This window comes from Pseudomonas sp. LB3P81, assembly GCF_054897965.1.
Window position 1 is genome coordinate 1,670,335 of sequence record NZ_JBUBVG010000001.1, and the last position, 25,378, is coordinate 1,695,712.

Here is a 25,378-nt window from a genome sequence, read left to right on the forward strand (position 1 = left end):
GCGCAGTTTAAGAGAACATCCAATATAGCCTTGTAGGGAAAGTCTGAAAGAACTGTGGGCACCTAGAGTTTATTAACCTTTCAGCGCTTTCCAGATCTTGCCGACAACCATCACACCCGCCAACACCACCGCACCCGCCACAATCCCCGCCACCGCATTCAGCAACGTCGGCACGATAAACCCGGCACCGCCCGCCCCTGCGCTGACGCTTTCGATCCAGTGATGAACCACCGGCACGCCGTGGGTCAGAATCCCGCCCCCCACCAGGAACATCGCCGCCGTGCCGATCACCGACAGGCTTTTCATCATGTACGGCGCCGCCCGCAAAATCCCGCCGCCGATGCTTTTGGCCATCTGGCCAGGTTTTTGGGTCAGCCACAGACCGAGGTCATCGAGCTTGACAATCCCGGCCACCAGGCCGTAGACGCCGATGGTCATGACGATGGCAATGCCCGACAGCACGATGACTTGCTGGGTCAGTGAGGCGTCCGCCACGGTGCCGAGGGTGATGGCGATGATTTCCGCCGAGAGAATGAAGTCGGTACGGATGGCACCTTTGATCTTGTCCTTTTCGAACGCCACCAGATCGACCGCAGGATCGGCCACCGCCTCGACCAGTTCAGCGTGCTCGGCCTGGTCTTCAGCCTTGCTGTGCAGGAATTTGTGCGCGAGTTTTTCGAAACCTTCGAAGCACAGGTAGGCGCCGCCCACCATCAGCAACGGCGTGACCAGCCACGGAATGAACGCACTGATCGCCAGCGCTGACGGCACCAGGATCAGCTTGTTGAGAAACGAGCCCTTGGCCACCGCCCAAACCACCGGAATTTCCCGCTCGGCGCGTACACCGCTGACCTGCTGGGCGTTGAGCGCCAGATCGTCACCGAGCACGCCAGCGGTTTTCTTGGCGGCCATTTTGGTCATCAACGCCACGTCGTCGAGTACGGCGGCAATGTCGTCGATCAGCAACAGTAAACTGCTTCCTGCCATGGATCAGGTTTCCTTCTTGAATGAATGCTGCGCAGCATAGCGTGGCCGAGCGCCACACGGGGCATTCTTGAGCGCCGCGCGAGGCCGGTGCTACCATGCGCAACCGCCAGAACAGGCAAGGAACCACCTGGTTTATGAGCACAATCCGCGAGCGCAACAAAGAACTGATCCTGCGTGCCGCCAGTGAAGAATTTGCCGACAAGGGCTTCGCTGCGACCAAAACCAGTGACATCGCAGCCAAGGCGGGATTGCCCAAGCCCAACGTCTACTACTACTTCAAATCCAAGGAAAACCTCTACCGCGAGGTTCTGGAAAGCATCATCGAGCCCATCCTGCAGGCCTCGACGCCGTTCAACGCCGACGGCGTACCCAGTGAAGTGCTGAGCAGCTACATCCGCTCGAAAATCCGCATCTCCCGCGACCTGCCCTTCGCCTCGAAGGTGTTCGCCAGCGAAATCATGCACGGCGCCCCGCACCTGAGTGCCGACCTGGTCGAACAACTGAACAGCCAGGCCAAGCACAACATCGACTGCATCCAGACGTGGATCGACCGCGGCCAGATCGCCCCCATCGACCCCAACCACCTGATGTTCAGCATCTGGGCCGCCACGCAGACCTACGCCGACTTTGACTGGCAAATCACCGCCATCACGGGCAAGGCCAAGCTGGATGAAGAGGATTATGAAGCGGCGGCGCAGACGATTATTCGGTTGGTGCTTAAGGGGTGTGAGACGGATCATTAAGATTGCGGTGACTTTATCGCTAGCAGGCTAGCTCCCACAGGGGATTTGTGAACGCCATAGCTCCAGTGTGGGAGCTAGCCTGCTAGCGATGAAGTCGACTCGGTTTCAGCTCAAAGCCAAATGGCATCCCACAGTGGATAGTCGCCAAGCTTTTCCACCAGTCCAGCCCGCAACGGGTTGGCTACGACATACCGCGCCACCTTCACCAAATCCTCCTCCCGCCGCAGAGCCCGGTCGTGAAAGCCTTTCTGCCAGAGGGTGATCTTGCGGCCAGTGAACTGATTCACCGCTTTGGTGCTCAGTGATTTGGTCTTTTGCATCAGGTCACCCAACGATCCCTGCTGTAACTCGACCAGCCAGTGGAAATGATCGGGCATGATGACCCAGGCCAGCGAATTAGCCATGCCTTGATGTTGTGTATTGCGAAACTGATCCACGACCAAACGACCCAGCGCGAAATTCTCGAACACCGGTTTTCGTCCAAGCGTATTGGTGGTCAACAGGTAAATTCGGTTCGACTCGGCGTAGCGACCACGGCGCAGGCGATGTGAAGCAGGTAAATCAGGCATCCTTTGCCTCTCTCATGGGTTGATCATGAGAAGACTAGCTCGGCGGATTCAGGAGGGATGTGCAGACTTTTAGCCGGATGTGTCTGGACGATAGCTATCGCTAGCAGGCTAGCTCCCACAGTGGATCTCGAGTGTCCACAAATCCCCTGTGAGAGCTAGCCTGCTAGCGATTACATTTGTTCACGCGCTAAAGATCAAGCAGTAACCCCCGCATCCGCCCGCAACCCTAACGCCTCGATCGCATTGATCGCACACTGCTCGTCAACATCAGACAGATCCCCGCTGATGCCCACCGCCCCCAGCACATTCCCGTCCAGATCCCGGATCAACACTCCGCCCGGTGCCGGTACCACACTGCCCTGCCCCAGACTGTTCAAAGCAGCAATAAACGCCGGACGTTGCTGGGCGTCCAGCGCCAGCAGGCGTGAGCCTTTGCCCAGCGCGATGGCGCCCCAGGCTTTGCCAATGGCGATTTGCGGTCGCAGCAGGCTGGCGCCGTCTTCGCGCTGCAGGGTGACCAGATGCCCGCCGGCATCCAGTACGGCAATGGTCAACGGGGCCGCGGAAATTGCACGTGCGGCGGAGATGGCCTGACTGGTCAGGTTGACTGCCACTTTCAAGGTTAAAGCGCTCATGGTGCCGTCCTCATTTTGTTATAGGGAAAGCGGATGGACTGCGCGCTTGCGCCGCAGTCCGATGCAACAAATAGAACACAATGAATAATTATTTTGTATACAATAATTCTCGAAAAGTGCCGCATGCGACGAAAAGCCACAGCAGAACAGGCTTCAGACGAATGAAACAACCGCTTGAGAAAATGGATTGACCTGCGCCGTCCGCCGTGAATACACTCTGCGCAAAGCCACTTGTATACAATTACAAAACGTAAGAGGCACAAAACCATGAGCAAAATGAGAGCAATCGAAGCCGCCGTTCTGGTGATGCGCCGTGAAGGGGTTGATACCGCTTTTGGCATCCCGGGCGCCGCGATCAACCCGCTGTACAACGCCTTGCAGAAGGTCGGTGGCATCGATCACGTCCTCGCTCGCCACGTTGAAGGCGCCTCGCACATGGCCGAGGGCTACACCCGCACCAAGGCCGGCAACATCGGCGTGTGCATCGGCACCTCCGGCCCTGCCGGTACTGACATGGTCACCGGGCTCTACAGCGCCTCGGCCGACTCGATCCCGATCCTGTGCATCACCGGCCAGGCACCCCGCGCCCGGATGCACAAGGAAGACTTCCAGGCTGTCGACATCACCAGCATCGTCAAGCCAGTGACCAAGTGGGCAACCACTGTTCTGGAACCGGGCCAAGTGCCTTACGCCTTTCAGAAAGCCTTTTTCGAAATGCGCTCCGGCCGTCCAGGCCCAGTGCTGATCGACCTGCCGTTCGACGTGCAGATGGCCGAAATCGAGTTCGACATCGATGCCTACCAGCCGCTGCCATTGGCGAAGCCGAGCGCAACCCGCGTTCAGGTGGAAAAAGCCCTGGCCCTGCTCGATCAGGCCGAACGCCCATTGCTGGTAGCCGGTGGCGGCATCATCAATGCCGACGCCAGCGACTTGCTGGTGGAGTTCGCTGAGCTGACCGGTATACCGGTGATTCCGACCCTGATGGGCTGGGGCACCATTCCCGACGATCACCCGCTGATGGTCGGCATGGTCGGTCTGCAAACCTCGCACCGTTATGGCAACGCGACGATGCTCAAATCCGACGTGGTGCTGGGCATCGGTAACCGTTGGGCCAACCGTCATACCGGTTCGGTCGACGTGTACACCGAAGGCCGCAAGTTCATTCACGTCGACATCGAAGGCACTCAGATCGGCCGCGTGTTCACCCCGGACCTGGGCATCGTGTCCGACGCCGCTGCCGCGCTGACCGTGTTCATCGAGGTCGCTCGCGAATGGCAAGCCGCCGGCAAACTGAAAAACCGCAGCGCCTGGCTGCAAGACTGCCAACAGCGTAAAGCCAGCCTGCAGCGCAAGACTCACTTCGACAACGTGCCGGTCAAGCCGCAACGCGTTTATGAAGAGATGAACCAGGTGTTCGGCAAAGACACCTGCTACGTCAGCACCATCGGTCTGTCGCAGATTGCCGGCGCGCAGTTCCTGCACGTCTACAAGCCGCGTCACTGGATCAACTGCGGACAGGCCGGCCCGTTGGGCTGGACCATTCCGGCAGCGCTGGGCGTGGTCAAAGCGGATCCGACCCGCAAGGTCGTGGCACTGTCGGGCGACTACGATTTCCAGTTCATGATCGAGGAATTGGCGGTGGGCGCACAGTTCAAGCTGCCGTACATCCACGTAGTGGTAAACAACTCGTACCTGGGGCTGATTCGTCAGGCTCAGCGCGGTTTCGACATGGACTACTGCGTGCAGCTGTCCTTCGACAACCTGAACGCTCCGGAACTCAACGGTTACGGTGTCGATCACGTCGCGGTCGCCGAAGGCCTCGGTTGCAAGGCGCTGCGTGTGTTCGAACCGGGCCAGATCCAGCCTGCCCTGCGCAAGGCTCAGGAACTCATCGAAGAGTTCAAGGTGCCGGTGATCGTCGAGATCATTCTGGAGCGTGTGACCAACATTTCCATGGGCACCGAGATCAATGCCGTCAACGAATTCGAAGACCTGGCGCTGGTCGGCAACGATGCGCCGACTGCGATTTCGTTGCTCGATTAACTGCTGATCGTTTCCCCTGTGGGAGCGAGCCTGTGTGGCGAGGGAGCTCGCTCCCGCTGGGTCGCGAAGCGGCCCCAAAAGTTTTGCGACTGCTTCGCAGCCGAGCGGGAGCAAGCTCCCTCGCCACACAGCCCGCTCCCACAGGGGAGTCCATACATTTACGGGAGACCACCATGCCGCGTTTCGCAGCCAACCTGTCCATGCTGTTCACCGAACAGGATTTTCTTGCCCGTTTCGAAGCGGCCGCCAAGGCCGGCTTCAGTGGTGTCGAGTACCTGTTTCCTTACGACTTCAGTTCCGCCGATATCAAAGCCACGCTCGACGCCAACGGTCTGACCCAAGTGCTGTTCAACCTGCCGGCCGGTGACTGGGCCAAGGGTGAACGCGGTATCGCGTGCCTGCCGGACCGCGTTGAAGAATTCCGCGCGGGTGTCGATCTGGCGATCGCCTACGCGCAAGTGCTGGGCAACACCCAGGTCAACTGCCTGGCCGGCATTCGTCCACAAGGCGTCGACGATGCCACCGTGGAAAAAACCTTCGTCGCCAACCTCAAGTACGCGGCCGACAAGCTGCAAGCGGCGGGCATCAAACTGGTGATGGAAGCGATCAACACCCGCGACATCCCGGGTTTTTACCTGAACAACACGGCGCAAGCCCTGTCGATTCGCGAACAGGTCGGCAGTGCCAATCTGTTCCTGCAATACGACATCTATCACATGCAAATCATGGAGGGCGACCTGGCCCGCACCATGTCCGCGCATCTGGACGAGATCAACCACATCCAGTTGGCCGACAACCCTGGGCGCAATGAACCGGGCACCGGTGAAATCAATTACCGCTTCCTGTTTGAGCATCTGGACCGCATTGGTTATCAGGGTTGGGTTGGCTGTGAATACAAGCCGCTGACCACCACGGAAGCGGGTCTGGGCTGGCTCAAAACCCACAACGCGATCTGACACTGTCGCACAACCATTGTGGTGAGGGAGCTTGCTCCCGCTCGGCTGCGAAGCAGTCGTAAAACCTGCAATCCGGATCTATCTGATACGCCGCGTTGGCTGATTTGGGGCCGCTTCGCGCCCCAGCGGGAGCAAGCTCCCTCGCCACAGGGTGTGTCGTGAAAATAATTGGCAAGACAAAAACAAGAGGAATTTCTCATGGCTAAAATCGGATTTATCGGCACCGGCATCATGGGCCACCCAATGGCGTTGAACCTGCAGAAAGCCGGTCACAGCCTGTTCCTGTCGGCGCACCACGACGCCGCGCCTGCCGACCTGGTCGCTGCAGGCGCCATCGCCCTGGCGACCCCGAAAGAAGTCGCGCAAGAAGCCGAATTCATCATCGTCATGGTGCCGGATACCCCGCAGGTCGATGACGTGCTGTTCCGCGCCGACGGTATCGCAGCCGGTGTGGGTAAAGGCAAAATCGTCATCGACATGAGCTCGATCTCGCCCACCGCCACCAAAGCCTTCGCTGCCAAAATCAACGAAAAAGGTGCGCAGTACCTCGACGCCCCCGTGTCTGGCGGCGAAGTCGGGGCCAAGGCTGCGAGCCTGAGCATCATGGTCGGTGGCGACGCCGACGCCTTCGAGCGCGCACTGCCGCTGTTCCAGGCGATGGGCAAGAACATCACCTTGGTCGGCGGTAACGGCGACGGGCAAACCGCGAAAGTGGCGAACCAGATCATCGTGGCGCTGAACATCCAGGCCGTCGCCGAAGCCCTGCTCTTCGCCTCGAAAAACGGTGCCGATCCAGCCAAGGTGCGTGAAGCGCTGATGGGCGGTTTCGCTTCGTCGAAGATCCTCGAAGTGCACGGCGAGCGCATGATCAAAGGCACCTTCGACCCAGGCTTCCGCATCAGCCTGCACCAGAAGGACCTGAACCTGGCCCTGCAAGGCGCCAGGGAGCTGAACATCAACCTGCCGAACACCGCCAACGCCCAGCAAGTGTTCAGCACCTGCGCGGCCATCGGTGGCAGCAACTGGGACCACTCGGCGCTGATCAAGGGCCTGGAACACATGGCGAATTTCTCGATTCGCAAGTAGGAGCTGCCGAAGGCTGCGATCTTTTGATCTTTACGCCCGACCGCTCACCGCGTTATCCGCAAAAAGATCGCAGCCTGCGACAGCTCCTACAGGATCGGGTTCACACCTCTTAAAGGGTGAACCTTCCCAGAGCTGGCGCAGGTTGCCTTCCTCCAACAACAAAAAACCCGGGAGCCCGCCATGTCGGTCGATCCGCAACAATTCCTGCGCGAGCTGTTTGCCACAGCCATCGACGCGGCCCATCCGCAGCACGTCCTCGAAGCCCATTTGCCCACCGATCGAAGCGGTCGGGTGATCGTCATCGGTGCCGGCAAAGCCGCGGCCGCCATGGCCCAGGTGGTCGAGCGCTGCTGGCAGGGTGAAGTGTCCGGTCTGGTGGTGACGCGTTACGGTCACGGCGCCCCGTGCGAAAAAATCGAAGTGGTCGAAGCCGCGCACCCGGTGCCGGATGCTGCCGGTCTGGCCGTCGCCAAACGCGTGCTGGAACTGGTCAGCAACCTGAACGAAGACGACCGCGTGATCTTCCTGCTCTCCGGCGGTGGCTCGGCATTGCTGGCCCTGCCCGCTGCCGGCATCACCCTCGCCGACAAGCAATCAATCAACAGAGCCCTGCTCAAATCCGGCGCGACCATTGGCGAGATGAACTGCGTGCGCAAGCACCTCTCCGCGATCAAGGGGGGCCGTTTCGGCAAAGCCTGCTGGCCTGCCACTGTTTACACCTATGCGATTTCCGATGTGCCGGGCGACCTCGCCACGGTCATCGCCTCCGGCCCGACTGTGGCCGACCCGAGCACCTCCGCCGAAGCGCTGGCGATCCTCAAGCGCTACGCGATTGAAGTCCCCGCCTCCGTGCGCAACTGGCTACAGAGCCCGGAATCGGAAACGGTCAAACCCGGCGATCCGAGCCTGGCGCGCAGTCACTTCCAATTGATCGCCCGTCCACAACAGTCGCTTGAAGCCGCAGCGGTGAAAGCGCTTCAGGCCGGCTTCAGCCCATTGATCCTCGGTGACCTCGAAGGCGAATCCCGCGAAGTCGCCAAGGTGCACGCCGGCATCGCGCGGCAAGTGGTCTTGCATGCCCAACCACTGGCCGCGCCGTGCGTGATCCTCTCGGGCGGCGAAACCACCGTCACCGTGCGCGGCAATGGCCGTGGCGGACGCAACGCCGAATTCCTGCTCAGTCTGACCGACAGTCTCAAAGGCCTGCCTGGCGTCTACGCGCTGGCCGGTGACACCGATGGCATCGACGGTTCCGAAGACAACGCCGGCGCGATCATGACCCCGGACAGTTACGCCCGCGCCGCTGCACTCGGTCTGAGCGCCAGCGACGAACTCGACAACAACAATGGCTACGGCTATTTCGCGGCGCTCGACGCACTGATCGTCACCGAGCCGACCCGCACCAACGTCAACGACTTCCGCGCCATTCTGATTCTCGAGAGCCCTGAACATGACGCCTGATAAAAAGGTCAAAATCCTCGCCACCCTCGGCCCGGCCACCAACGGGATCGAAGACATCCGTGAGCTGGTACAGGCCGGGGTCAACATTTTCCGCCTGAACTTCAGCCACGGCGATCACGCCGACCACGCCCAGCGCTACCAGTGGATTCGTGAAGTCGAGCGTCAGCTGAATTATCCGCTGGGCATTCTGATGGACCTGCAAGGCCCGAAACTGCGGGTCGGCAAGTTCGCCGAAGGCAAGGTGCAACTGCATCGCGGCCAGGCCCTGCGCCTGGACCTGGACCCGACGCCGGGTGATCAACGTCGCGTTAATCTGCCGCACCCGGAAATCATCGCCGCGCTGGAGCCGGGGATGGACCTGCTGCTGGACGACGGCAAACTGCGTCTGCGGGTGGTCACCCAGTACGCCGACGCCATCGACACCACGGTGCTCAATGGCGGTGAGTTGTCGGACCGCAAAGGGGTGAACGTCCCACAAGCGGTGCTGGAACTGAGCCCGCTGACCGCCAAGGATCGCCGCGACTTGAGTTTCGGTCTGGAGCTGGGTGTGGACTGGGTCGCGCTGTCGTTCGTGCAGCGCCCGGAAGACATTCGCGAAGCCCGTGAGCTGATCGGCGACAAAGCGTTTTTGATGGCCAAGATCGAGAAACCGTCAGCGGTCACTCATCTGCGGGAAATCGCTGAATTGAGCGACGCAATCATGGTTGCCCGTGGCGACCTCGGCGTCGAAGTACCGGCCGAAAGCGTGCCGCAGATTCAGAAAAGCATCATCAGCATCTGCCGCGAGCTGGGTAAACCGGTGGTGGTGGCGACGCAGATGCTCGAGTCGATGCGCTTCTCTCCGGCACCGACCCGCGCCGAAGTCACCGACGTGGCCAACGCCGTGGCCGAAGGTGCGGATGCGGTGATGCTGTCGGCGGAAACCGCGTCCGGCGAGTACCCGATGGAAGCCGTGCAGATGATGAGCAAAATCATTCGCCAGGTGGAAAACGGTCCGGACTATCAGACGCAACTGGACGTGAGCCGACCGAAGGCTGAGGCGACTGTTTCCGATGCGATCAGCTGTGCGATTCGTCGCATCAGTAATGTGTTGCCGGTGGCGGTGCTGGTGAACTACAGCGAGTCCGGCGCGTCGAGCCTGCGTGCGGCGCGGGAGCGGCCGACGGTGCCGATCCTCAACCTGACGCCGAACCTGCAAACCGCTCGTCGCCTGAGCGTGGCGTGGGGCGTGCACTCGGTGGTCAACGATCGCCTGCGTCAGGTCGATGAAGTCTGCTCCACAGCGCTGGAAATTGCGCAGGCGCAGGGCATGGCGCAGCGCGGGGACACTTTATTGATCACGGCGGGTGTGCCATTTGGGCAGCCTGGGTCGACTAACTCCTTGCGTATCGAAACATTGATTTAGCAAACGCGTTTTTGTGGCGAGGGAGCTTGCTCCCGCTCGGCTGCGAAGCAGTCGTCGCTTCAGCATGACGGGTTCCACAGGGAAACCGCATTCACCGATTTTGGGGCTGCTTCGCAGCCCAGCGGGAGCAAGCTCCCTCGCCACAAAGTTTATGCAAGACCTTGGATTTTCCTCTGCCCCTAGACTTCATCATGCCTGCCAACCATTTCAATACCCACTGCCCCGACTGGGCGACTGCCCTGCTCAACGGCTTCAGCCAGATTTTCCTCCAGCGCCATCCGCTGTGTGGCCTGCTGTGCCTGTTGGCGATTCTTTTTACCGCACCAACCCTGCTCGGCGGTGCCCTGCTGGGCGGTGTCGCCGGTTTGCTCACCGCGCAACGTCGCAACTACGCCAAGGCCGATCGTCAGGCCGGGCTGTTCAGTTACAACGGTGTCCTGCTCGGCTTGCTGCTGAGCCTGTATTTCCCCTGGTCAGCGGTGTTGCCGCCGCTGATCATTGCCGCTGGCGGACTGAGTGCGATGCTCACTCAGCAATGGCTGAAACGCGTCCGGGTCAGCCACTACCTGCCTGCCTATACAGCGCCCTTCGTGGCGCTGGGCTGGTTGCTGCTGTGCTTCGCCACACCCTCGACGGAAGCGCATTTGATCGAAATCAATACGCTGAACTTGCTCGCCGCACCACTCAAAGGCTTCGGTCAGGTGATGTTCCTCGGTCATCCGCTGGCCGGTGCGATGATTGCCGTGGGTTTGCTGATCGCTGATCGCCGCGCATTCTGCTGGGCATTGTTGGCATCTGTCGCGGGCATGGGCTGGAGCATGCTGCATCACGACTTCTATACCGCATTGATCGGCCTCGGTGGCTATAACGCCATACTCGCCGCCCTCGCCTTCAGCTCGCTGCGCCAGCATCCGTGGCTGCCGCTGGCCGGCATCGCATCAACGCTGTTGCTGACGCCGGTGTTTGCCGCCATCGGTCTGCCAACGCTGACCGCGCCGTTCATCCTCGCCTGTTGGCTGATCCGCACGGTTGTTCAAATGCTCGGCAAGACCGCTGTCGCCCATACGCCTTGCACTCGAGAGGAGAATCACCCTAGGCTTCGCTGATTCTCGATTCAGGCGTTTTCCATGGACTGCAGCAAAAACTGGCGTGAAGAGCTTTACGTCATGGTTTTCCAGAGCGACACCAAGGCCGGACGGCGCTTCGATGGCATTCTGTTGTTGATCATCCTCGCCAGCATTGTGATCGTGATGCTCGACAGCATCGACACGATCCACCAGAACTACGCCGACGTGCTGGCGTACATCGAGTGGGGCTTCACCGTCATCTTCGCCATCGAATATGGCCTGCGGCTCTACTGTTCGCCGAAGCCATTGCGTTACGCGTTCAGCTTTTACGGGTTGGTGGATTTGCTGGCGATCGTGCCCGGCATCCTCGCGCTGTATTACGCCGATGCGCAGTATTTGCTGATTATCCGGATCATTCGGATGCTGCGGATTTTCCGCGTGCTCAAGCTCAGTCCTTATCTGAAACAAGCCAATTATCTGATGTCGGCGCTGCGCGGCAGCAAGCAGAAGATCGTGGTGTTTCTGGTCAGCGTCTGCACGCTGGTGACGGTATTCGGCACCCTGATGTATGTGATCGAAGGCCCGGAGCACGGCTTTACCAGCATTCCCAAAGGCATTTACTGGGCTATCGTGACGCTGACCACCGTAGGCTTTGGCGACATCGTGCCCAAGACCCCGCTGGGTCAGGTGATTTCGTCGCTGGTGATGATCACCGGTTACTCGATCATCGCGGTGCCGACGGGGATTTTCACCGCTGAGCTGGCCAACGCCATGCACGGTGAACAGTTGCAACACGATTGTCCGGTGTGCAGGAAAAACAGCCACGAGCATGGCGCTGCATTTTGCTCGCGGTGCGGCAATGCTCTGTTTAGGAAACGGGAATAAGCAAAGTGCTTTTTAATCTTTAAAGGACTATGAGCGCCCGGTTATAGTCGCTGGCAAAACGGTGGCAACACCTCTTTTAACGACTGACAACTAATCCGTAGGAGCTGCCGGAGGCTGCGATCTTTTGATCGTTGAAAGCAAGATCAAAAGATCGCAGCCTCCGGCAGCTCCTACAAATAGAACAAGGAATGCGCAGTGAAAAAACTCTTTGGCGCCTCACTTCTGGCCGCTGGCCTGGCACTTACCAGCGTGGCTCAGGCTGCACCGACCCTGCTCAACGTTTCCTACGACGTGATGCGAGATTTCTACAAGGACTACAACACTGCGTTCCAGAAACACTGGCAGGCCGAGCACCACGAAAACATCACCCTGCAGATGTCCTTCGGCGGTTCCAGCAAACAGGCGCGCTCCGTGATCGACGGTCTGCCGGCAGACGTCATCACCATGAACATGGCGACCGACATCAACGCCCTGGCGGACAACGGCAAACTGGTCCCGGACAACTGGGTCACCCGCCTGCCGAACCACAGCGCGCCGTTCACCTCGGCGACTGTGTTCATCGTTCGCAAAGGCAACCCGAAAGCCCTGAAAGACTGGCCGGATCTGCTCAAGGACGGCGTGCAAGTGATCGTGCCGAACCCGAAAACCTCGGGCAACGGCCGCTACACCTATCTTTCGGCCTGGGGTTATGTGCTGAAAAACGGCGGTGACGAGAACAAGGCCAAAGCCTTCGTCGGCAAGCTGTTCAAACAAGCGCCAGTACTCGATACCGGTGGCCGTGCCGCCACCACCACGTTCATGACCAACCAGATCGGCGACGTGCTGGTGACCTTCGAAAACGAAGCGGAAATGATTGCCCGCGAGTTTGGTCGTGACCAGTTCGAAGTCATCTACCCAAGCGTCTCCGCCGAAGCCGAGCCACCCGTGTCTGTGGTCGACAAAGTGGTCGAGAAGAAAGGCACCCGCGCTGCCGCCGAAGAATACCTGAAGTACCTGTGGTCGCCGGAAGGTCAGGAAATTGCCGCCGCCAACTACCTGCGTCCGCGTGATCCGGCGGTACTGGCCAAGTACACCGATCGCTTCCCGAAAGTGGATTTCCTGTCGGTTGAGAAGACCTTTGGTGACTGGCGCACCGTGCAGAAGACTCACTTCAATGATGGCGGGATTTTTGATCAGATTTACAGCGGTCAGTAATTCCTGAGCGCAATGCAAAGGCGACCTGAGAAGGTCGCCTTTTTTTGTGGCCACAGAATTATTGTGCGACGCCAATCCTGTGGGAGCGGCGGTGCGACGATTCGACTTGCTCGCGAAGAGGCCTTATCAGCCGACATCAATGTCGAATGACACACCGCTTTCGCGAGCAAGTCGAATCGTCGCACCGCCGCGCCCACAGGGATTTCGGTACACCGTTACATCGGCGGTGTGACGCCGTCCTTGCCGGCCGAGATGGGTTGAGCGGTCAGCGTTCCATCCGCACTTTGCGTTACGAACGTCACGATCTTCACGCCCACTTTCAGCAAGCTGCGATCCCCCGGCACCAGGTTCACGATCGGCACATCCTCCGGCACCAGAATCTTCTGCTGACCACCCTTGTAGTTGACGGTCAGCACACGGCCATTGCTGACCACCAGATCGCCGACGCTGCCATTGGTCATGCTGCTGCCCTTCGCCAGATCGAACGGCCGATGGCCATCGCCGCTGCCGGCCAGCTCCGGCGGGAAGACATGGACTTCCAGCGCCTTCAGTGAGCCATCTTCCTGGGGAATGGCAGCCGAACCGATGTAACTGCCGGGCTTGATGTCTTCAATACTGACGAGGGTGACAGCCCGGACCTTGGTGTCCTTGGTCAGGTGAATGACCACGTTTTCTCCACTGTTGGCGTGGACTTTCAAGACGTCGGGGCTCACCCCGGTGATCTCGCCGCGAACGCCGATGCGCATCCCCGGCGCGTCAGCCGCCTGGACGAGACCTGCCGTGAACAAGCCAATCAAGCTGATAACTGAAGCACCGCGAATCAGGTGACGGAACATCGCGTTCATGAAAGTGCCTTCCGGTGATGAGTCGTGAAGAGAGAACATAAGCACGCTATCGAACAAGATGTAAGTGAATGTATCATCGGACCTCGACATTCTGGCGCACGGTTCATCGGCACGGCGTCACTCATTCCGCAAAGGAATGATTACTATCACTCCAATCCCACTTCCGCCTTTCCGGCCAGCCGCTTAGCCTGCGCGCATTCCATTTTGCTCAGCGAGACACGTTATGAACCCAGCGAATCAGGCGCCCCACAGCGCCGCGACAATGACCAAAGGCATGGTGCTTCTGTTCGCCTTTTGCTGCGGCGCCATTGTTGCCAACATTTACTACGCCCAGCCGATCATCGGCCTGATCGCGCCGGACATTGGCCTGACCAACACCATGGCCAGCCTGATCGTTTCGCTGACCCAGATTGGTTACGCGCTGGGCCTGTTCTTCCTGGTGCCGTTGGGCGATCTGCTGGAAAACCGTCGGTTGATGATCATCACCACGGTGGTGGCGATTGCCAGTCTGTTGGGCGCTGCGTTTACCGATCAGCCGAACGTGTTTCTGTTGATCTCGTTGCTGGTGGGTTTCAGCTCGGTGTCGGTGCAGATCCTGATTCCTCTGGCCGCGCACCTGGCGCCGGAAGAGACTCGTGGCCGGGTGGTCGGCGGAATCATGGGTGGTTTGCTGCTGGGGATTCTGTTGGCGCGGCCGGTGTCCAGCGTTGTGGCTGATCACTTCGGCTGGCGCGCGATGTTCGTGATCGCGGCCGTGTTGATGGCGGCGATCAGCATCGTGCTGGCCGTGACGATTCCCAAGCGCCAGCCGGATCACAGCGCCTCTTACGGCCAATTGCTGGGCTCGTTGTGGACGCTGTTGCGCCAACAGCCGGTACTGCGTCAGCGCGCGTTTTACCAGGGTTGCATGTTCGCCACCTTCAGCCTGTTCTGGACAGCCGTGCCGCTGGAACTGGCGCGCAATCACGGCCTGTCGCAAACCCAGATTGCGATTTTCGCCTTGGTTGGAGCCATCGGTGCGATCGCTGCGCCGATCGCCGGTCGACTGGCTGACGCCGGCCACACCCGCATCGCTTCGCTGTTAGCCCTGCTGTTCGCCAGCCTGAGCTTCCTGCCAGCCTTCATCCATCCGGCCTACAGCGTCATCGGCCTTGCCGTCACCGGTGTGGTGCTCGACTTCTGCGTACAAATGAACATGGTCCTCGGCCAACGCGCGGTCTACGCCCTCGACGCCAAAAGCCGCAGTCGTTTGAATGCGCTGTACATGACCAGCATCTTCATCGGTGGCGCGTTTGGCTCCTCGGTGGCCAGTGCAGTGTATGAGCACGGCGGCTGGTTGTGGATCGTGATTGTGGGCAGCGCGTTTCCGTTGTTGGCGTTGTTGCGGTTTTTGAGTGTTTCGCAGGAGCGTTCGCTCGCTACCGCTTAAGACGCCAAAAGCTTCGTCGGAATGCCGCCCAGACCAAGCCACGCGCCTACAGGTCCAGCGCAAATCCTGTAGGAGCGTGGCTTGCCCGTGAAGGCGATAGACCTGATTTCACTTAGTGTCGAACCAGCTTCTCCATCGCCGCATCTGCCAGAAAGGAAGAGCGGCTTTTGACATTGTGCTCGCGCACATACCGGTCAATACGCTGAATCACATAGCCAGGCAACGTTACATTGACCTTCTCGGTCTTGCCCATGTACGGCGCGATGTCCAGCTCCAGCATTCCCCATCCCATGTCGGCAAAGTCCGGGTTGCCACGATGGACGGCTGCCGAGGTAGGCATCGGAATCGATTCCCCGTCAGCCGCTATTTCCTGAAGCATGATGTGGGCAATCTCGATCGCCGCGTTATAGGCGTCTTCAAACGTATCCCCGGCCGTTACGGCGCCCGGAATATCGGGGATCTGAATACCGATGGCGGTGTTCTCGTCGCCCCACTCGATACAGATTGGATATTGCATTATGGATCTCCTGCGTAACTGGCTGGCGGGCAGTAAAGCCCGGCTCGCCTCCTGATGCTTTTAACCGTCCCGATCGGTAAATCCTTTTTCGGGTGAGGGACGGGAATCGTGTACGGGTTGTATCGGTGAGTGAAGAGATGATGGCTGCCGGTAATCCGATCCAGCGCCCAGCCCGCCTCCTCCAGCTCCTTGATCAATAACCTGCTTTGCACCACTAGCCTCCTTGCTGGCCCAGACAAAAGTAACCCTAGAGTTATCTTTACTCAAGCACAAAAATCCTGATTGCGACGTTCGGTTGTTTTACGAAGTGTGATTGGTGCCTGGCGCACTCTTTCCAGGCGTGAGTCCTTTTGCCCTGTGTGAGCCGTTACGCCGAGGTCAACCCGGATTACATTCACCTCTCTCACCCCAGAGTTTATCCATAGGCATAGACACAAGCGGGCTTGCTCGCGAAGGCGGCAGCACATCCAGCATTGATGTGACTGACACACCGCTTTCGCGAGCAAGTCGAATCGTCGCACCGCCGCTCCCACAGGTGATCTTCACAAGGACTTGAGATGGACCGTTTGGCCGCAATGGAAACCTTCGTCTACGTGGTGGAAACCGGTTCGTTTTCCGCTGCCGCACGACGGCTGAACATCGGCCAGCCCGCCGTGTCGAAAACCATCGCGCAACTGGAAGCACGGCTCGCGGTCCGACTGTTGTTGCGCTCGACCCGAGGCCTGACGCCGACCGAAGCCGGTCTGGTGTTTTTCCGCGTGAAGCGGTGCTGGCCGGCGTCGCAGTGGATGTTTGCACCAGAGCTGTCCAGCGGAACGGTCAGGGAAGTGATGAAGGAATGGTCGCTGCCGAATCAGGACCTGTGGGCGGTGTTTCCCACCGGACGGATGGCGAGCGCAAAGGCTCGGGCGTTTGTGGAGTATGTGCGGGGGTTGTTGGTCAGGGAGATATGAAGAGGCCCTGACTCAAAATCAAAAGATCGCAGGCTTCGCCAACTCCTACATCACTGCGTACACCGGTGATCATCGTCATACACGATCCTGTAGGAGCTGGCGAAGCCTGCGATCTTTTGCCTTTTGGTGCTAAAGCACACTCCCATCAAACCCAACCCTGACATTCCCGGGCAACTCACATGCAGGCCAGCAGGTGTTCGACGGTGCGCTCCAGCGGTCCGGAATTGTCGAGCACATGCACGCTCGGGTCCTCAGCCAACAGGCGCTCACTGAAACGGGCATTACGCGCCAATCGCTGATCGATCTCGGCCACCGATTCACGCCCGCGCACCAGCAGGCGCTGGCGCAACACCGCCTCGTCCACGGTCAGCAACACCACCAACACGTGCGGATAACGCTCACGGGTTTGCGCCAGATGCCCGCGTGAACCGTTGACCAGCACGTCGTCCCCCGCCGCCAGCCACTCGTCGATTTCCCGCGGGATGCCATAAGCCAGACCATTGGCCTGCCAGCTCAGGGCAAATGCACCCTGAGCCTGCATCTCGGCGAACTGCTGCATGCTGACACCCAGCGCCGCCTCGCCCACCGCTTCCGCCGAGCGCGTGATGACCCGCCGCACGATACGACAGCCGCGTTCGGCCAACCGCGTTCGCACGGCATCCAGCAGGCTGTCCTTGCCCGAACCTGAAGGCCCGATGAGATAGATCAACCTGCCTGACATCAAAACATCCTCTTCGCTTGTCGCCATACTTGCTGGACCACCGGCCAACCGGCCTGACTCCGTACCTGCATCAGATCGGCGCGCAGGATGACTTCTTCCATCTGCGCAGTCGTCAGCTGATATTTGCCCATGTAGTACGGTACTTGGATTCCAGGACAAACCGGCGCTGGCCCGGCGAGTGGTCCATCACCGACACCCGCTGCACCAGCGGATGCGCCACCAGGTCGTGGAATACGCTCAATGTGTCTGGATAGCACAAGAGCGGGTGGGGTTACCGCTGACCCGTCTTTTTTATGCGCCCACAAAAAAGGCGACCCCTAAAGTCGCCTTTTGCGTTACTGCCCGAATTGCCTTCCCAACCCACCCGGCACGCCATGGATATCCGTCTCTTCCCAAGGCCCGTTCGGGCTGATCGACCGGCTCCAGCCGTTGTTCCAGCGGTAATACGTGCGCTGGCGGTAGAAGGTATTGGTCTGATCATCCAGCACATAGACGCCAAGCTTGGGATCCCAATGGCTGTTGCCACCCGGCGGCGGCGCGAAGCTGGCAGAGGTGCGCGGCAGCGGTTTGGCGGGTTTGGCCGGAATGCCCGGTTTGCCCGGTTTGCCCGGCGTCGGTGTCGTTGACGGTGTCGGGCGGGGTTGTGAAGGCGGAATCGGTGGCAGCGGCGTCGGCTCCGGCCGCTGGACCGCACACGCGCTTAACCCCAAAACCAGACTGAGCAGGGTGATACGAGCGATAGCGGTCATAGTTGCGTTTTCCTGTTATTTGTCCGGGCTGTCGATGGTCAGTTTTTGCGGCGCGGTGGTGCTGCTGGCCAGCGGCTGGCTGCGACCGATCCATTCGCCGGCGGTTGGTTGACCCGCACGGGAGATGCGCGCAACCAGTTGGACTTCAGGGAAGTTCGACAGTTTCAACTGCGGCATCATTGCGTCGGCATCACCCAGTTCGACAGTCGCCGGCAAGTCAGCCACGGTCAGGCGTTTGGCGGCCAGTGGCGCCGGTGGGCCATTGGTGGCGCGAGCGAAGATGAACACGCTGTCACCCGGCTGCACCTTGGCTTTAAGCTCTGGTGCCAGATCGACACTGACTTTGAGCAATGCCGCAGCCTTTGCCGCAGGCGCCTGGACAACCTTGCCGCCGCTGGCTTCGAGTTTCTCGGTGGCCCGGGCAATCCCGCCTTGCAGCGCGGCCCGGGAATTGTCGTCCGGCGGCAGTTCCGCCAGCAGACGATTCCAGTAATCGATGGCGTCCTTATAACGCGCACTCTCGAACGCGGCAATACCGAGCAGACCAAGACTGGTGACTTCCTTCGGATCGGCTTTCAACGCTTCGTCAGTCAAGGCTTGAACCTTGTCCGACCACTTCTTGCCATCGGCGAAGTACTGAGCCTGCGCCCATTGCCCCAACAGTTCCGGCTGACGACCGGCGAGGTTCACCGTGCGTTCGAAGATCTTCGCCGCGTCACCGGGACGATCCTGCGCCATGTAGGTCCGACCCAGGAAGTACAGGCCTTCGGCCGAATCCGGTTGAGCCGCGACGGCGCGTTCCAGGCGACGGGTCATCTCTTCCATCGACTGCGGCGCCTGGGCGAATTCGCGGGTCAGTTCGACCTTGTCGCTGGCGCCGAAATGCAGATAAAGACCCAGTCCCAGCACCGGCACCAGAATCGCCGCCAACAGTGGCAACGGTTTGCCCAGACGGGACACCCGCGGCACTTCGACGCCTTCAGTGTCGGCAAGCAGTTCACGGGCCGCTTCGGCGCGACCGGTGTCCAGTTGCGCGGTGTCGAGAACGCCCTCTTCCTGCTGAGTCTGCAACTCAGCCACGCGCTCCTGATACAGCGCGACGTTCAGGGCAGTACGATCCTCTTCCAACTGAGCGCGACGGCCACGCAAAACGGGGATCAGCAGAAAACTCAGGGCAACCAGAAGCAGCAGACCTGCAGCGAGCCAGAAATCAATCATTCTTGGTTTTATCCAACAGGTGGTCGAGGCGCTCGCGCTCCTCGGCAGTAAGCTCATCCCTGGTGTCAGCGCGTTGCACGCGACGACGGCGGACGATCACGGCGATGATCACAACACCGCCCAGCAACAGGCCGGCCGGGCCGAACCAGAGCAAAGCGGTTTTGGCGTTGAGCGCGGGTTTGTAGCGGACGAAATCACCGTAGCGATCGACCATGAAATCGATGATCTGCTGATTGTCCTTGCCCTCGCCCAACATGCGGAAAATCTCTTTGCGCAGGTCGGCGGCGATCGGTGCGTTGGAATCGGCGATGTCCTGATTCTGGCACTTTGGGCAACGCAGCTCTTTGGTCAGCTCGCGAAAACGCTCGCGATCACCTTCTTTGGCGAACTCGTAGGTGTCGATGGCGGCGTGTGCGACGCCGGCCATGCTCAAGCCCAATGCAACAGCGGCTATCCAGCGCTTCATGGTTTCGCCTCATCGACCAGCGCCTGATACTTGGCCGCCAGTTTTTCGCGCCAGACCTGTTCGTCGATCACACCGACGAACTTGTCGCGGATGATGCCTTTGGCGTCGATGAAGAAGGTTTCCGGAGCGCCGTACACTCCGAGGTTCAGGCCGAGAGTGCCTTCATCGTCACGGATGTCCAGTTGATACGGGTTGTGGAATTCCGCCAGCCACTTCAAGGCGTCGGCGTTGACGTCCTTGTAGTTGACGCCGTAGATCACCACGCCCTTCTCGGCCAGTTTGTTCAGCACCGGATGCTCGACCCGGCAGGAAACGCACCAGGTGCCCCAGACGTTGACCAGTGCCGGTTTACCGAGAATGTCAGCCCTGGTCAGGGTCTTGTCGCCCTGCACCGCTGGCAGGGAAAACGCCGGGAACGGCTTGCCGATCATTGCCGAAGGCAGCTCGGCCGGGTCCAGGTACAGACCGCGATAAAGGAACACAGCCACCACCAGGAAAATCACCAGCGGCAACAGCATCAACCAACGTCTCATGCAGTCGCTCCCGTCATGCCCAATGCTTCACGCACGCGGCTTTTCACCTTGACCCGATAACGGCGATCAAGCGCCGCCAGCAACCCGCCCAAACCGGTGAGCAGGCCGCCGAACCAGATCCAGCGCACGAACGGTTTGACGTGCACGCGCACGGCCCAGGCGCCATCGCCCAGTGGTTCGCCGAGAGCGACGTAGAGGTCACGGGTAAAACCGGCGTCGATACCGGCTTCGGTCATCACCGAGTTCTGCACGGTGTACAGACGTTTTTCCGGGTGCAGCACGCTGATTTCCTTGCCGTCGCGGATGATACGAACAGTGCCTTTATCCGAGGTGAAGTTCGGGCCTTCGAAGTGCTTGGCGCCTTCGAACACGAACTGATAACCGCCGAGGTCCATGGATTCGCCCGGCGCCAGGCGCAGGTCGCGTTCGGCACTGTTCTGGCTCGACAGCACGACCCCGAGCGCGCACACGGCGATGCCCAAATGCGCAACCTGCATGCCCCAGTAGCTGCGGGTCAGGGTCGGCAGGCCTTTGATCAAGCCTTTGTGGCGCGTCTTGTCGAAAATGTCGCGTACGCCGGCCAGCAACACCCAGGCCGCCAGCATGAACGTCGCGATCACCGCCCAGTTGAAATCGCCGTAAGCGACACCGGCCACCACGGCCAACGCGGCGCTGCCGAGCAACACCGGGGTCAGCATGCTCATCAGCCATTTGAGCGGGGTGTCTTTCCAGCGCACCAGCATGCCGACCGCCATCACCACCATCAGCAACGCCATCAACGGAATGAACAGCGCATTGAAGTACGGCGGGCCAACCGACAGCTTGGCGCCGGTCATCGCGTCGAGGATCAGCGGATACAAAGTGCCAAGGAGGATCATCGACGCCGCCACCACCAGCACCAGGTTGTTACCCAGCAGCAGGGTTTCCCGGGACCAGAGGTTGAAGCCGACATGGCTCTTCACGACCGGCGCGCGAAGGGCAAACAGCGTCAGCGAACCGCCGACCACGAACAGCAGGAAGATCAGAATGAACACGCCGCGCTCAGGATCGGACGCAAACGCGTGAACCGACGTCAGCACGCCGGAACGCACGAGGAACGTACCCAGCAAGCTCAACGAAAACGCAGCGATGGCCAGCAACACGGTCCAGCTCTTGAACACGCCACGTTTTTCCGTGACCGCCAACGAGTGGATCAGCGCGGTGCCCACCAGCCATGGCATGAACGAGGCGTTTTCCACCGGATCCCAGAACCACCAGCCACCCCAGCCAAGTTCGTAATAAGCCCACCACGAACCGAGGGTGATGCCGATGCCGAGGAACGCCCAGGCGACGATGGTCCACGGACGCGACCAGCGTGCCCACGCCGCATCAAGACGACCGCCGAGCAATGCGGCGATGGCGAACGCAAACGCCACGGAGAACCCGACGTAACCCATGTACAGCATCGGCGGGTGAACGATCAGGCCGATGTCTTGCAGCAACGGATTGAGGTCGCGACCGTCCGCTGGAATTTGCGGCAGGATACGGGCGAACGGGTTCGAGGTGAGGATCAGGAACAGCAGGAAACCGGTGCTGATCATGCCCATCACCGCCAGGACTCGGGCCAGCATCACCTGAGGCAACTGCCGGGAGAACACCGACACCGCGAAGGTCCAGCCACCGAGGATCAACGCCCACAGCAGCAACGAACCTTCGTGCGCGCCCCACACGGCGCTGAACTTGTAGTACCACGGCAACGCGCTGTTGGAGTTGCTGGCGACGTAGGCGACAGAGAAGTCGTCGGCCATGAACGCGTAGGTCAGGCAACCGAAGGCGAACAGCAGAAACGCAAACTGCCCCCAGGCAGCCGGCTGAGCCAGGCTCATCCACAAGCGGTCACCGCGCCAGGCACCGAGCAAGGGCACCACGGCCTGAACCAGCGCGAAACACAGCGCCAGAATCATGGACAGATGGCCCAACTCAGGAATAAAGATTGCGGAAGTCATCGATCAACCCTCCTTTGCGGGCGTTGGAGCAGATTGACCGCTGTCTTTCAAAGCCTTGGTCACTTCCGGCGGCATGTATTTCTCGTCGTGCTTGGCCAGCACTTCGTCGGCCACCACCACGCCGTCAGCGTTGAGCTTGCCCAGGGCGACGATGCCCTGCCCTTCGCGGAACAGGTCCGGCAGGATGCCGCGGTAGCTGATGGTCACGGATTTGTTGAAGTCGGTGACGATGAATTTCACGTCCAGCGAATCGCCGGAACGTTGCAGCGAACCTTTCTCGACCATGCCACCCGCACGAATGCGCGTGTCTTGCGGCGCTTCGCCATTGGCGATTTGCGTCGGGGTGTAAAACAGATTGATGTTCTGCTGCAGGGCGCTCAGGGCCAGGCCGACGGCAGCGCCGACACCGACCAGGATCGCGAGAATGATGATAAGACGCTTTTTGCGCAGCGGATTCACTTGCCGTTCTCCCGGCGCAGACGACGCGCCTCTTGTTGCAGATACCGCTTGCGGGCCAGGACCGGCGCCGCCACGTTGAGGGCCAGCACCGCCAGGCAGATGCCATAGGCTGACCAGACATACAGGCCATGATGGCCCATGGCGAGGAAGTCGCCGAATGAAGCAAAACTCATCGAGCGGTCTCCAGACTGTTCTGCACTTCTGCTTTTACCCAACTGGCGCGGGCTTCGCGCTTGAGCACTTCAAGGCGCATGCGCAGCAGCAATACCGCGCCGAAGAAACAGTAGAAGCCCAGCACCGTCAACAGCAGTGGCAGCCACATTTCGGCCGGCATGGCCGGTTTTTCTGTGAGGGTAAAGGTCGCGCCCTGGTGCAGGGTGTTCCACCACTCCACCGAGTATTTGATGATCGGGATGTTGATCACGCCGACAATCGCCAACACCGCGCAGGCCTTGGCCGCGCTGTCCCGATTGCTGATGGCGTTGCCCAGCGCAATCAGACCGAAGTACAGAAACAGCAGAATCAGCATGGACGTCAGTCGCGCATCCCAGACCCACCACGAGCCCCAGGTCGGCTTGCCCCAGATCGCGCCGGTGACCAGCGCCACGGCGGTCATCCAGGCACCGATGGGGGCGGCGCATTGCAGGGCGACGTCGGCCAGTTTCATCTTCCACACGAGCCCGACGATCCCGCACACCGCCAGCATCACGTAGATGGACTGCGCGAGCATGGCGGCCGGAACGTGGATATAGATGATGCGAAAGCTGTTGCCTTGCTGGTAATCAGGCGGCGCAAAGGCCAGGCCCCAAACGACGCCGACGCCGATCAGCAGCAACGCGGCGATGCTCAGCCACGGCAGCAGTTTGCCGCTGATGCCGTAAAACCATTTGGGTGAGCCGAGCTTATGAAACCAGGTCCAGTTCATTACTGTTTCCATCACGGTTGCTACTCGCCATCACGAGTAGCGAAGGGTCTGCCTTTCAATCAAAAGAAAGCGATCGAAAATTGATCAGACCTCATTATTATTCGCCGACGCTGATCTTCAGGCCAGCAGCTATTGCAAAAGGTGTCAGGGTTATCGCCAGGGCGGTCAGGCTACCAAGCCACAGGAGATAACCGGTCGCCGGCATGCCCTGCAAGGCGGCCTGCAAGGCGCCACTGCCGAGAATCAACACCGGGATGTACAACGGCAGAATCAGCAACGCCAGCAACAGGCCGCCGCGCTTCAATCCCACCGTCAGGGCCGCGCCCACCGCACCGAGCAGGCTGAGCACCGGTGTACCGAGCAACAGGGAAAGCAGCAACACCGGCAGACAGGCGGTTGGCAAACCGAGCATCAACGCCAGCAGTGGAGCGAGCAAAACCAGTGCCAGGCCAGAGAAGGCCCAGTGTGCCAGTACCTTGGCCAAAACCAGAAGAGGCAGGGGGTGCGGCGAAAGGACCCACTGCTCAAGGGAACCGTCTTCGAAATCACTGCGGAAAAGCCCGTCCAGCGAGAGCAAAACCGATAAAAGGGCTGCCACCCAGACCAGTCCCGGAGACAAGGTTTGCAACAATTGAGACTCGGGGCCGACCGCCAACGGGAACAGCGAAACCACGATCGCGAAGAATACGAGCGGATTGGCCAACTCCGCCGGACGACGGAACAACAAGCGAGCCTCACGGGCGACCAACAGGCCGAAAACACTCATACGGCCCAATTCCCCAGATCAATATCGCGATAGCCGGTCGGCATTCGGCTCAGCGTGTGGTGCGTGGTCAGCACCACCATGCCGCCGCGCTCACAGTGCGCGGCCAGGTGCTCTTCGAGTTGCGCCACGCCTTGCTTGTCGAGTGCGGTGAACGGCTCGTCGAGGATCCACAGCGGCGGACTGTCCAGATACAAACGGGCCAACGCCACGCGACGTTGCTGACCGGCGGACAGGGTGTGACAAGGAACATCTTCGAAACCGCGCAGTCCGACAGCAGCAAGCGCCTCCCAAATGGCTGCATGGGAGGCCGGTTGATGCAGGGCGCAGAGCCAGCTGAGGTTTTCTTCCGGCGTCAGCAAATCCTTGATGCCGGCGGCGTGACCGATCCACAGCAGGTTGCGCGCCAGTTCACTGCGTTGTTCGTTCAACGGCTGGCCGTTGAGCAGCACTTGACCGGCGGTCGGTTGCATCAGCCCCGACAGCAGACGCAAAAGGCTGGTTTTGCCGCTGCCGTTGGGGCCACTGATTTGCAACATTTCGCCACTGGCCAGTCTCAATTCGAGATTTTCGAAGAGCAGCCGAAAGTCTCGCTCACAGGCGAGGGCAACGGTTTGCAGGACAGGACTGGTCAAGAGATCACGGGCCTTTTGCGGTTCAAGTCGGCGGCGGAGCGGCCGCTAAAGAGATGCAGCATAGATGCATTGGCGACCTGTTCTAGAGAGCTGCGTCAAACAATTGCAATGTTTTCGCCACTCTCCGAAGGACGGGCGGCATTATACAT

General features: G+C 60.1%; 28 protein-coding genes and 1 pseudogene. 11 read left to right on the top strand and 18 right to left on the bottom strand.

Annotated features, from left to right (window positions below; genetic code table 11):
• Positions 1 to 72: 72 nt before the first annotated feature.
• Positions 73 to 987 carry a DUF808 domain-containing protein gene (locus tag ACYZTL_RS07680; protein ID WP_461951270.1) on the bottom strand — a complete coding sequence of 305 codons (915 nt, stop codon included), beginning with the start codon at positions 985 to 987 and terminating at the stop codon, positions 73 to 75.
• A 134-nt stretch (positions 988 to 1,121) separates the two neighbouring features.
• Here ACYZTL_RS07680 and ACYZTL_RS07685 point away from each other — a divergent pair, with 134 nt between their 5' ends.
• Positions 1,122 to 1,730 (top strand): TetR/AcrR family transcriptional regulator, encoded by a 609-nt coding sequence (locus ACYZTL_RS07685; protein ID WP_461951271.1) that lies wholly within the window; start codon positions 1,122 to 1,124, stop codon positions 1,728 to 1,730.
• Positions 1,731 to 1,840: 110 nt separating this feature from the next.
• On the opposite strand, the gene ACYZTL_RS07690 is transcribed toward ACYZTL_RS07685, so the two are convergent.
• Together ACYZTL_RS07690 and ACYZTL_RS07695 are read right to left on the bottom strand one after the other, a co-directional pair.
• A complete protein-coding gene (locus ACYZTL_RS07690) occupies positions 1,841 to 2,299 on the bottom strand; it encodes an REP-associated tyrosine transposase (RefSeq protein WP_461951272.1) in 459 nt (152 codons plus the stop codon).
• 194 nt (positions 2,300 to 2,493) lie between these two features.
• Positions 2,494 to 2,934, bottom strand: a complete 441-nt coding sequence (locus ACYZTL_RS07695; protein ID WP_461951273.1) for a GlcG/HbpS family heme-binding protein — start codon at positions 2,932 to 2,934, stop codon at positions 2,494 to 2,496.
• A 267-nt stretch (positions 2,935 to 3,201) separates the two neighbouring features.
• Between ACYZTL_RS07695 and gcl the strand changes: the two genes are divergently transcribed.
• The 8 genes from gcl (at position 3,202) to ACYZTL_RS07735 (ending at position 13,031) form a co-directional block, all read left to right on the top strand.
• A complete protein-coding gene (gene gcl / locus ACYZTL_RS07700) occupies positions 3,202 to 4,977 on the top strand; it encodes a glyoxylate carboligase (RefSeq protein ID WP_214381608.1) in 1,776 nt (591 codons plus the stop codon).
• 173 nt (positions 4,978 to 5,150) lie between these two features.
• Positions 5,151 to 5,933 carry a hydroxypyruvate isomerase gene (hyi, locus tag ACYZTL_RS07705; protein ID WP_461951274.1) on the top strand — a complete coding sequence of 261 codons (783 nt, stop codon included), beginning with the start codon at positions 5,151 to 5,153 and terminating at the stop codon, positions 5,931 to 5,933.
• Positions 5,934 to 6,131: 198 nt separating this feature from the next.
• The gene (locus tag ACYZTL_RS07710; protein WP_461951275.1) at positions 6,132 to 7,019 is read left to right on the top strand and encodes a 2-hydroxy-3-oxopropionate reductase; all 888 of its coding nucleotides are present in this window, start codon (positions 6,132 to 6,134) and stop codon (positions 7,017 to 7,019) included.
• Positions 7,020 to 7,199: 180 nt separating this feature from the next.
• Positions 7,200 to 8,480 (top strand): glycerate kinase type-2 family protein, encoded by a 1,281-nt coding sequence (locus ACYZTL_RS07715; RefSeq protein ID WP_461951276.1) that lies wholly within the window; start codon positions 7,200 to 7,202, stop codon positions 8,478 to 8,480.
• The gene (pyk, locus tag ACYZTL_RS07720) at positions 8,470 to 9,885 is read left to right on the top strand and encodes a pyruvate kinase (RefSeq protein WP_461951277.1); all 1,416 of its coding nucleotides are present in this window, start codon (positions 8,470 to 8,472) and stop codon (positions 9,883 to 9,885) included. The genes ACYZTL_RS07715 and pyk overlap by 11 nt, the downstream gene beginning before the upstream one ends.
• Positions 9,886 to 10,076: 191 nt before the next feature.
• Positions 10,077 to 10,991 (top strand): urea transporter, encoded by a 915-nt coding sequence (locus ACYZTL_RS07725; protein ID WP_461951278.1) that lies wholly within the window; start codon positions 10,077 to 10,079, stop codon positions 10,989 to 10,991.
• Between the two features lie 21 nt (positions 10,992 to 11,012).
• Entirely contained in the window at positions 11,013 to 11,837 is an 825-nt protein-coding gene (locus ACYZTL_RS07730; RefSeq protein ID WP_461951279.1) for an ion transporter, read from the top strand.
• A gap of 195 nt (positions 11,838 to 12,032) precedes the next feature.
• On the top strand, positions 12,033 to 13,031 hold the full coding sequence (locus tag ACYZTL_RS07735; RefSeq protein WP_461951280.1) for a sulfate ABC transporter substrate-binding protein: 999 nt from the start codon (positions 12,033 to 12,035) through the stop codon (positions 13,029 to 13,031).
• A gap of 215 nt (positions 13,032 to 13,246) precedes the next feature.
• Here the strand turns inward: ACYZTL_RS07735 and ACYZTL_RS07740 are convergent, their stop codons facing one another.
• Positions 13,247 to 13,876, bottom strand: coding sequence for a hypothetical protein (locus tag ACYZTL_RS07740; protein WP_461951281.1), 630 nt, complete (start codon positions 13,874 to 13,876; stop codon positions 13,247 to 13,249).
• Between the two features lie 223 nt (positions 13,877 to 14,099).
• Between ACYZTL_RS07740 and ACYZTL_RS07745 the strand changes: the two genes are divergently transcribed.
• A complete protein-coding gene (locus tag ACYZTL_RS07745; RefSeq protein WP_461951282.1) occupies positions 14,100 to 15,305 on the top strand; it encodes an MFS transporter in 1,206 nt (401 codons plus the stop codon).
• Positions 15,306 to 15,417: 112 nt separating this feature from the next.
• On the opposite strand, the gene ACYZTL_RS07750 is transcribed toward ACYZTL_RS07745, so the two are convergent.
• The gene (locus tag ACYZTL_RS07750) at positions 15,418 to 15,822 is read right to left on the bottom strand and encodes a type II toxin-antitoxin system HicB family antitoxin (RefSeq protein ID WP_461951283.1); all 405 of its coding nucleotides are present in this window, start codon (positions 15,820 to 15,822) and stop codon (positions 15,418 to 15,420) included.
• Positions 15,822 to 16,034 (bottom strand): type II toxin-antitoxin system HicA family toxin, encoded by a 213-nt coding sequence (locus tag ACYZTL_RS07755; protein ID WP_461951284.1) that lies wholly within the window; start codon positions 16,032 to 16,034, stop codon positions 15,822 to 15,824. Before ACYZTL_RS07755 ends, ACYZTL_RS07750 begins: the two co-directional genes overlap by 1 nt.
• A 345-nt stretch (positions 16,035 to 16,379) precedes the next feature.
• On the opposite strand from ACYZTL_RS07755, the gene ACYZTL_RS07760 reads away from it, so the two are divergent.
• Positions 16,380 to 16,775, top strand: coding sequence for a LysR family transcriptional regulator (locus tag ACYZTL_RS07760; RefSeq protein WP_461951285.1), 396 nt, complete (start codon positions 16,380 to 16,382; stop codon positions 16,773 to 16,775).
• A 175-nt stretch (positions 16,776 to 16,950) separates the two neighbouring features.
• Here ACYZTL_RS07760 and phnN read toward each other — a convergent pair whose 3' ends face one another.
• The 12 genes and pseudogenes from phnN to ccmA all read right to left on the bottom strand — a co-directional run bounded on the left by phnN (position 16,951) and on the right by ccmA (position 25,229).
• On the bottom strand, positions 16,951 to 17,496 hold the full coding sequence (gene phnN / locus ACYZTL_RS07765) for a phosphonate metabolism protein/1,5-bisphosphokinase (PRPP-forming) PhnN (protein ID WP_461951286.1): 546 nt from the start codon (positions 17,494 to 17,496) through the stop codon (positions 16,951 to 16,953).
• A gap of 83 nt (positions 17,497 to 17,579) precedes the next feature.
• A pseudogene (locus ACYZTL_RS07770) lies at positions 17,580 to 17,755 on the bottom strand (alpha-D-ribose 1-methylphosphonate 5-triphosphate diphosphatase); the annotation flags it as partial.
• A gap of 76 nt (positions 17,756 to 17,831) precedes the next feature.
• On the bottom strand, positions 17,832 to 18,245 hold the full coding sequence (locus ACYZTL_RS07775; RefSeq protein ID WP_461951287.1) for a hypothetical protein: 414 nt from the start codon (positions 18,243 to 18,245) through the stop codon (positions 17,832 to 17,834).
• 15 nt (positions 18,246 to 18,260) lie between these two features.
• Positions 18,261 to 19,463, bottom strand: a complete 1,203-nt coding sequence (ccmI, locus tag ACYZTL_RS07780; RefSeq protein ID WP_461951288.1) for a c-type cytochrome biogenesis protein CcmI — start codon at positions 19,461 to 19,463, stop codon at positions 18,261 to 18,263.
• Positions 19,456 to 19,929 carry a cytochrome c-type biogenesis protein gene (locus ACYZTL_RS07785; protein WP_461951289.1) on the bottom strand — a complete coding sequence of 158 codons (474 nt, stop codon included), beginning with the start codon at positions 19,927 to 19,929 and terminating at the stop codon, positions 19,456 to 19,458. Before ACYZTL_RS07785 ends, ccmI begins: the two co-directional genes overlap by 8 nt.
• Entirely contained in the window at positions 19,926 to 20,462 is a 537-nt protein-coding gene (locus ACYZTL_RS07790; protein ID WP_461951290.1) for a DsbE family thiol:disulfide interchange protein, read from the bottom strand. Before ACYZTL_RS07790 ends, ACYZTL_RS07785 begins: the two co-directional genes overlap by 4 nt.
• Positions 20,459 to 22,447 (bottom strand): heme lyase CcmF/NrfE family subunit, encoded by a 1,989-nt coding sequence (locus tag ACYZTL_RS07795; RefSeq protein WP_461951291.1) that lies wholly within the window; start codon positions 22,445 to 22,447, stop codon positions 20,459 to 20,461. Before ACYZTL_RS07795 ends, ACYZTL_RS07790 begins: the two co-directional genes overlap by 4 nt.
• A gap of 3 nt (positions 22,448 to 22,450) precedes the next feature.
• Positions 22,451 to 22,906, bottom strand: a complete 456-nt coding sequence (ccmE, locus tag ACYZTL_RS07800; protein ID WP_008026817.1) for a cytochrome c maturation protein CcmE — start codon at positions 22,904 to 22,906, stop codon at positions 22,451 to 22,453.
• Complete coding sequence (gene ccmD / locus ACYZTL_RS07805) at positions 22,903 to 23,079, bottom strand: heme exporter protein CcmD (protein ID WP_192560104.1); 177 nt, start codon at positions 23,077 to 23,079, stop codon at positions 22,903 to 22,905. The genes ccmE and ccmD overlap by 4 nt, the downstream gene beginning before the upstream one ends.
• A complete protein-coding gene (locus tag ACYZTL_RS07810) occupies positions 23,076 to 23,831 on the bottom strand; it encodes a heme ABC transporter permease (RefSeq protein WP_461951292.1) in 756 nt (251 codons plus the stop codon). Before ACYZTL_RS07810 ends, ccmD begins: the two co-directional genes overlap by 4 nt.
• Before the next feature lie 97 nt (positions 23,832 to 23,928).
• A complete protein-coding gene (gene ccmB / locus ACYZTL_RS07815; protein WP_084320586.1) occupies positions 23,929 to 24,597 on the bottom strand; it encodes a heme exporter protein CcmB in 669 nt (222 codons plus the stop codon).
• Positions 24,594 to 25,229, bottom strand: coding sequence for a cytochrome c biogenesis heme-transporting ATPase CcmA (ccmA, locus tag ACYZTL_RS07820; RefSeq protein WP_461951293.1), 636 nt, complete (start codon positions 25,227 to 25,229; stop codon positions 24,594 to 24,596). The genes ccmB and ccmA overlap by 4 nt, the downstream gene beginning before the upstream one ends.
• Between the last annotated feature and the right edge of the window lie 149 nt (positions 25,230 to 25,378).

Excerpts from the sequence above, each read along its gene's own strand:
- phnN (WP_461951286.1), bottom strand. The coding sequence starts at position 17,496 with ATGTCAGGCAGGTTGATCTATCTCATCGGGCCTTCAGGTTCGGGCAAG.
- ccmB (WP_084320586.1), bottom strand. The coding sequence starts at position 24,597 with ATGAGTGTTTTCGGCCTGTTGGTCGCCCGTGAGGCTCGCTTGTTGTTC.
- hyi (WP_461951274.1), top strand. The coding sequence starts at position 5,151 with ATGCCGCGTTTCGCAGCCAACCTGTCCATGCTGTTCACCGAACAGGAT.
- pyk (WP_461951277.1), top strand. The coding sequence starts at position 8,470 with ATGACGCCTGATAAAAAGGTCAAAATCCTCGCCACCCTCGGCCCGGCC.
- ACYZTL_RS07725 (WP_461951278.1), top strand. The coding sequence starts at position 10,077 with ATGCCTGCCAACCATTTCAATACCCACTGCCCCGACTGGGCGACTGCC.
- ACYZTL_RS07790 (WP_461951290.1), bottom strand. The coding sequence starts at position 20,462 with ATGAGACGTTGGTTGATGCTGTTGCCGCTGGTGATTTTCCTGGTGGTG.
- ACYZTL_RS07760 (WP_461951285.1), top strand. The coding sequence starts at position 16,380 with ATGGACCGTTTGGCCGCAATGGAAACCTTCGTCTACGTGGTGGAAACC.
- ACYZTL_RS07795 (WP_461951291.1), bottom strand. The coding sequence starts at position 22,447 with ATGACTTCCGCAATCTTTATTCCTGAGTTGGGCCATCTGTCCATGATT.
- ACYZTL_RS07730 (WP_461951279.1), top strand. The coding sequence starts at position 11,013 with ATGGACTGCAGCAAAAACTGGCGTGAAGAGCTTTACGTCATGGTTTTC.
- ACYZTL_RS07750 (WP_461951283.1), bottom strand. The coding sequence starts at position 15,822 with ATGCAATATCCAATCTGTATCGAGTGGGGCGACGAGAACACCGCCATC.
- ccmI (WP_461951288.1), bottom strand. The coding sequence starts at position 19,463 with ATGATTGATTTCTGGCTCGCTGCAGGTCTGCTGCTTCTGGTTGCCCTG.
- ACYZTL_RS07785 (WP_461951289.1), bottom strand. The coding sequence starts at position 19,929 with ATGAAGCGCTGGATAGCCGCTGTTGCATTGGGCTTGAGCATGGCCGGC.
- ACYZTL_RS07740 (WP_461951281.1), bottom strand. The coding sequence starts at position 13,876 with ATGAACGCGATGTTCCGTCACCTGATTCGCGGTGCTTCAGTTATCAGC.
- gcl (WP_214381608.1), top strand. The coding sequence starts at position 3,202 with ATGAGCAAAATGAGAGCAATCGAAGCCGCCGTTCTGGTGATGCGCCGT.
- ACYZTL_RS07680 (WP_461951270.1), bottom strand. The coding sequence starts at position 987 with ATGGCAGGAAGCAGTTTACTGTTGCTGATCGACGACATTGCCGCCGTA.
- ACYZTL_RS07715 (WP_461951276.1), top strand. The coding sequence starts at position 7,200 with ATGTCGGTCGATCCGCAACAATTCCTGCGCGAGCTGTTTGCCACAGCC.
- ACYZTL_RS07810 (WP_461951292.1), bottom strand. The coding sequence starts at position 23,831 with ATGAACTGGACCTGGTTTCATAAGCTCGGCTCACCCAAATGGTTTTAC.
- ccmD (WP_192560104.1), bottom strand. The coding sequence starts at position 23,079 with ATGAGTTTTGCTTCATTCGGCGACTTCCTCGCCATGGGCCATCATGGC.
- ACYZTL_RS07685 (WP_461951271.1), top strand. The coding sequence starts at position 1,122 with ATGAGCACAATCCGCGAGCGCAACAAAGAACTGATCCTGCGTGCCGCC.
- ACYZTL_RS07745 (WP_461951282.1), top strand. The coding sequence starts at position 14,100 with ATGAACCCAGCGAATCAGGCGCCCCACAGCGCCGCGACAATGACCAAA.
- ACYZTL_RS07710 (WP_461951275.1), top strand. The coding sequence starts at position 6,132 with ATGGCTAAAATCGGATTTATCGGCACCGGCATCATGGGCCACCCAATG.
- ACYZTL_RS07690 (WP_461951272.1), bottom strand. The coding sequence starts at position 2,299 with ATGCCTGATTTACCTGCTTCACATCGCCTGCGCCGTGGTCGCTACGCC.
- ACYZTL_RS07775 (WP_461951287.1), bottom strand. The coding sequence starts at position 18,245 with ATGACCGCTATCGCTCGTATCACCCTGCTCAGTCTGGTTTTGGGGTTA.
- ACYZTL_RS07695 (WP_461951273.1), bottom strand. The coding sequence starts at position 2,934 with ATGAGCGCTTTAACCTTGAAAGTGGCAGTCAACCTGACCAGTCAGGCC.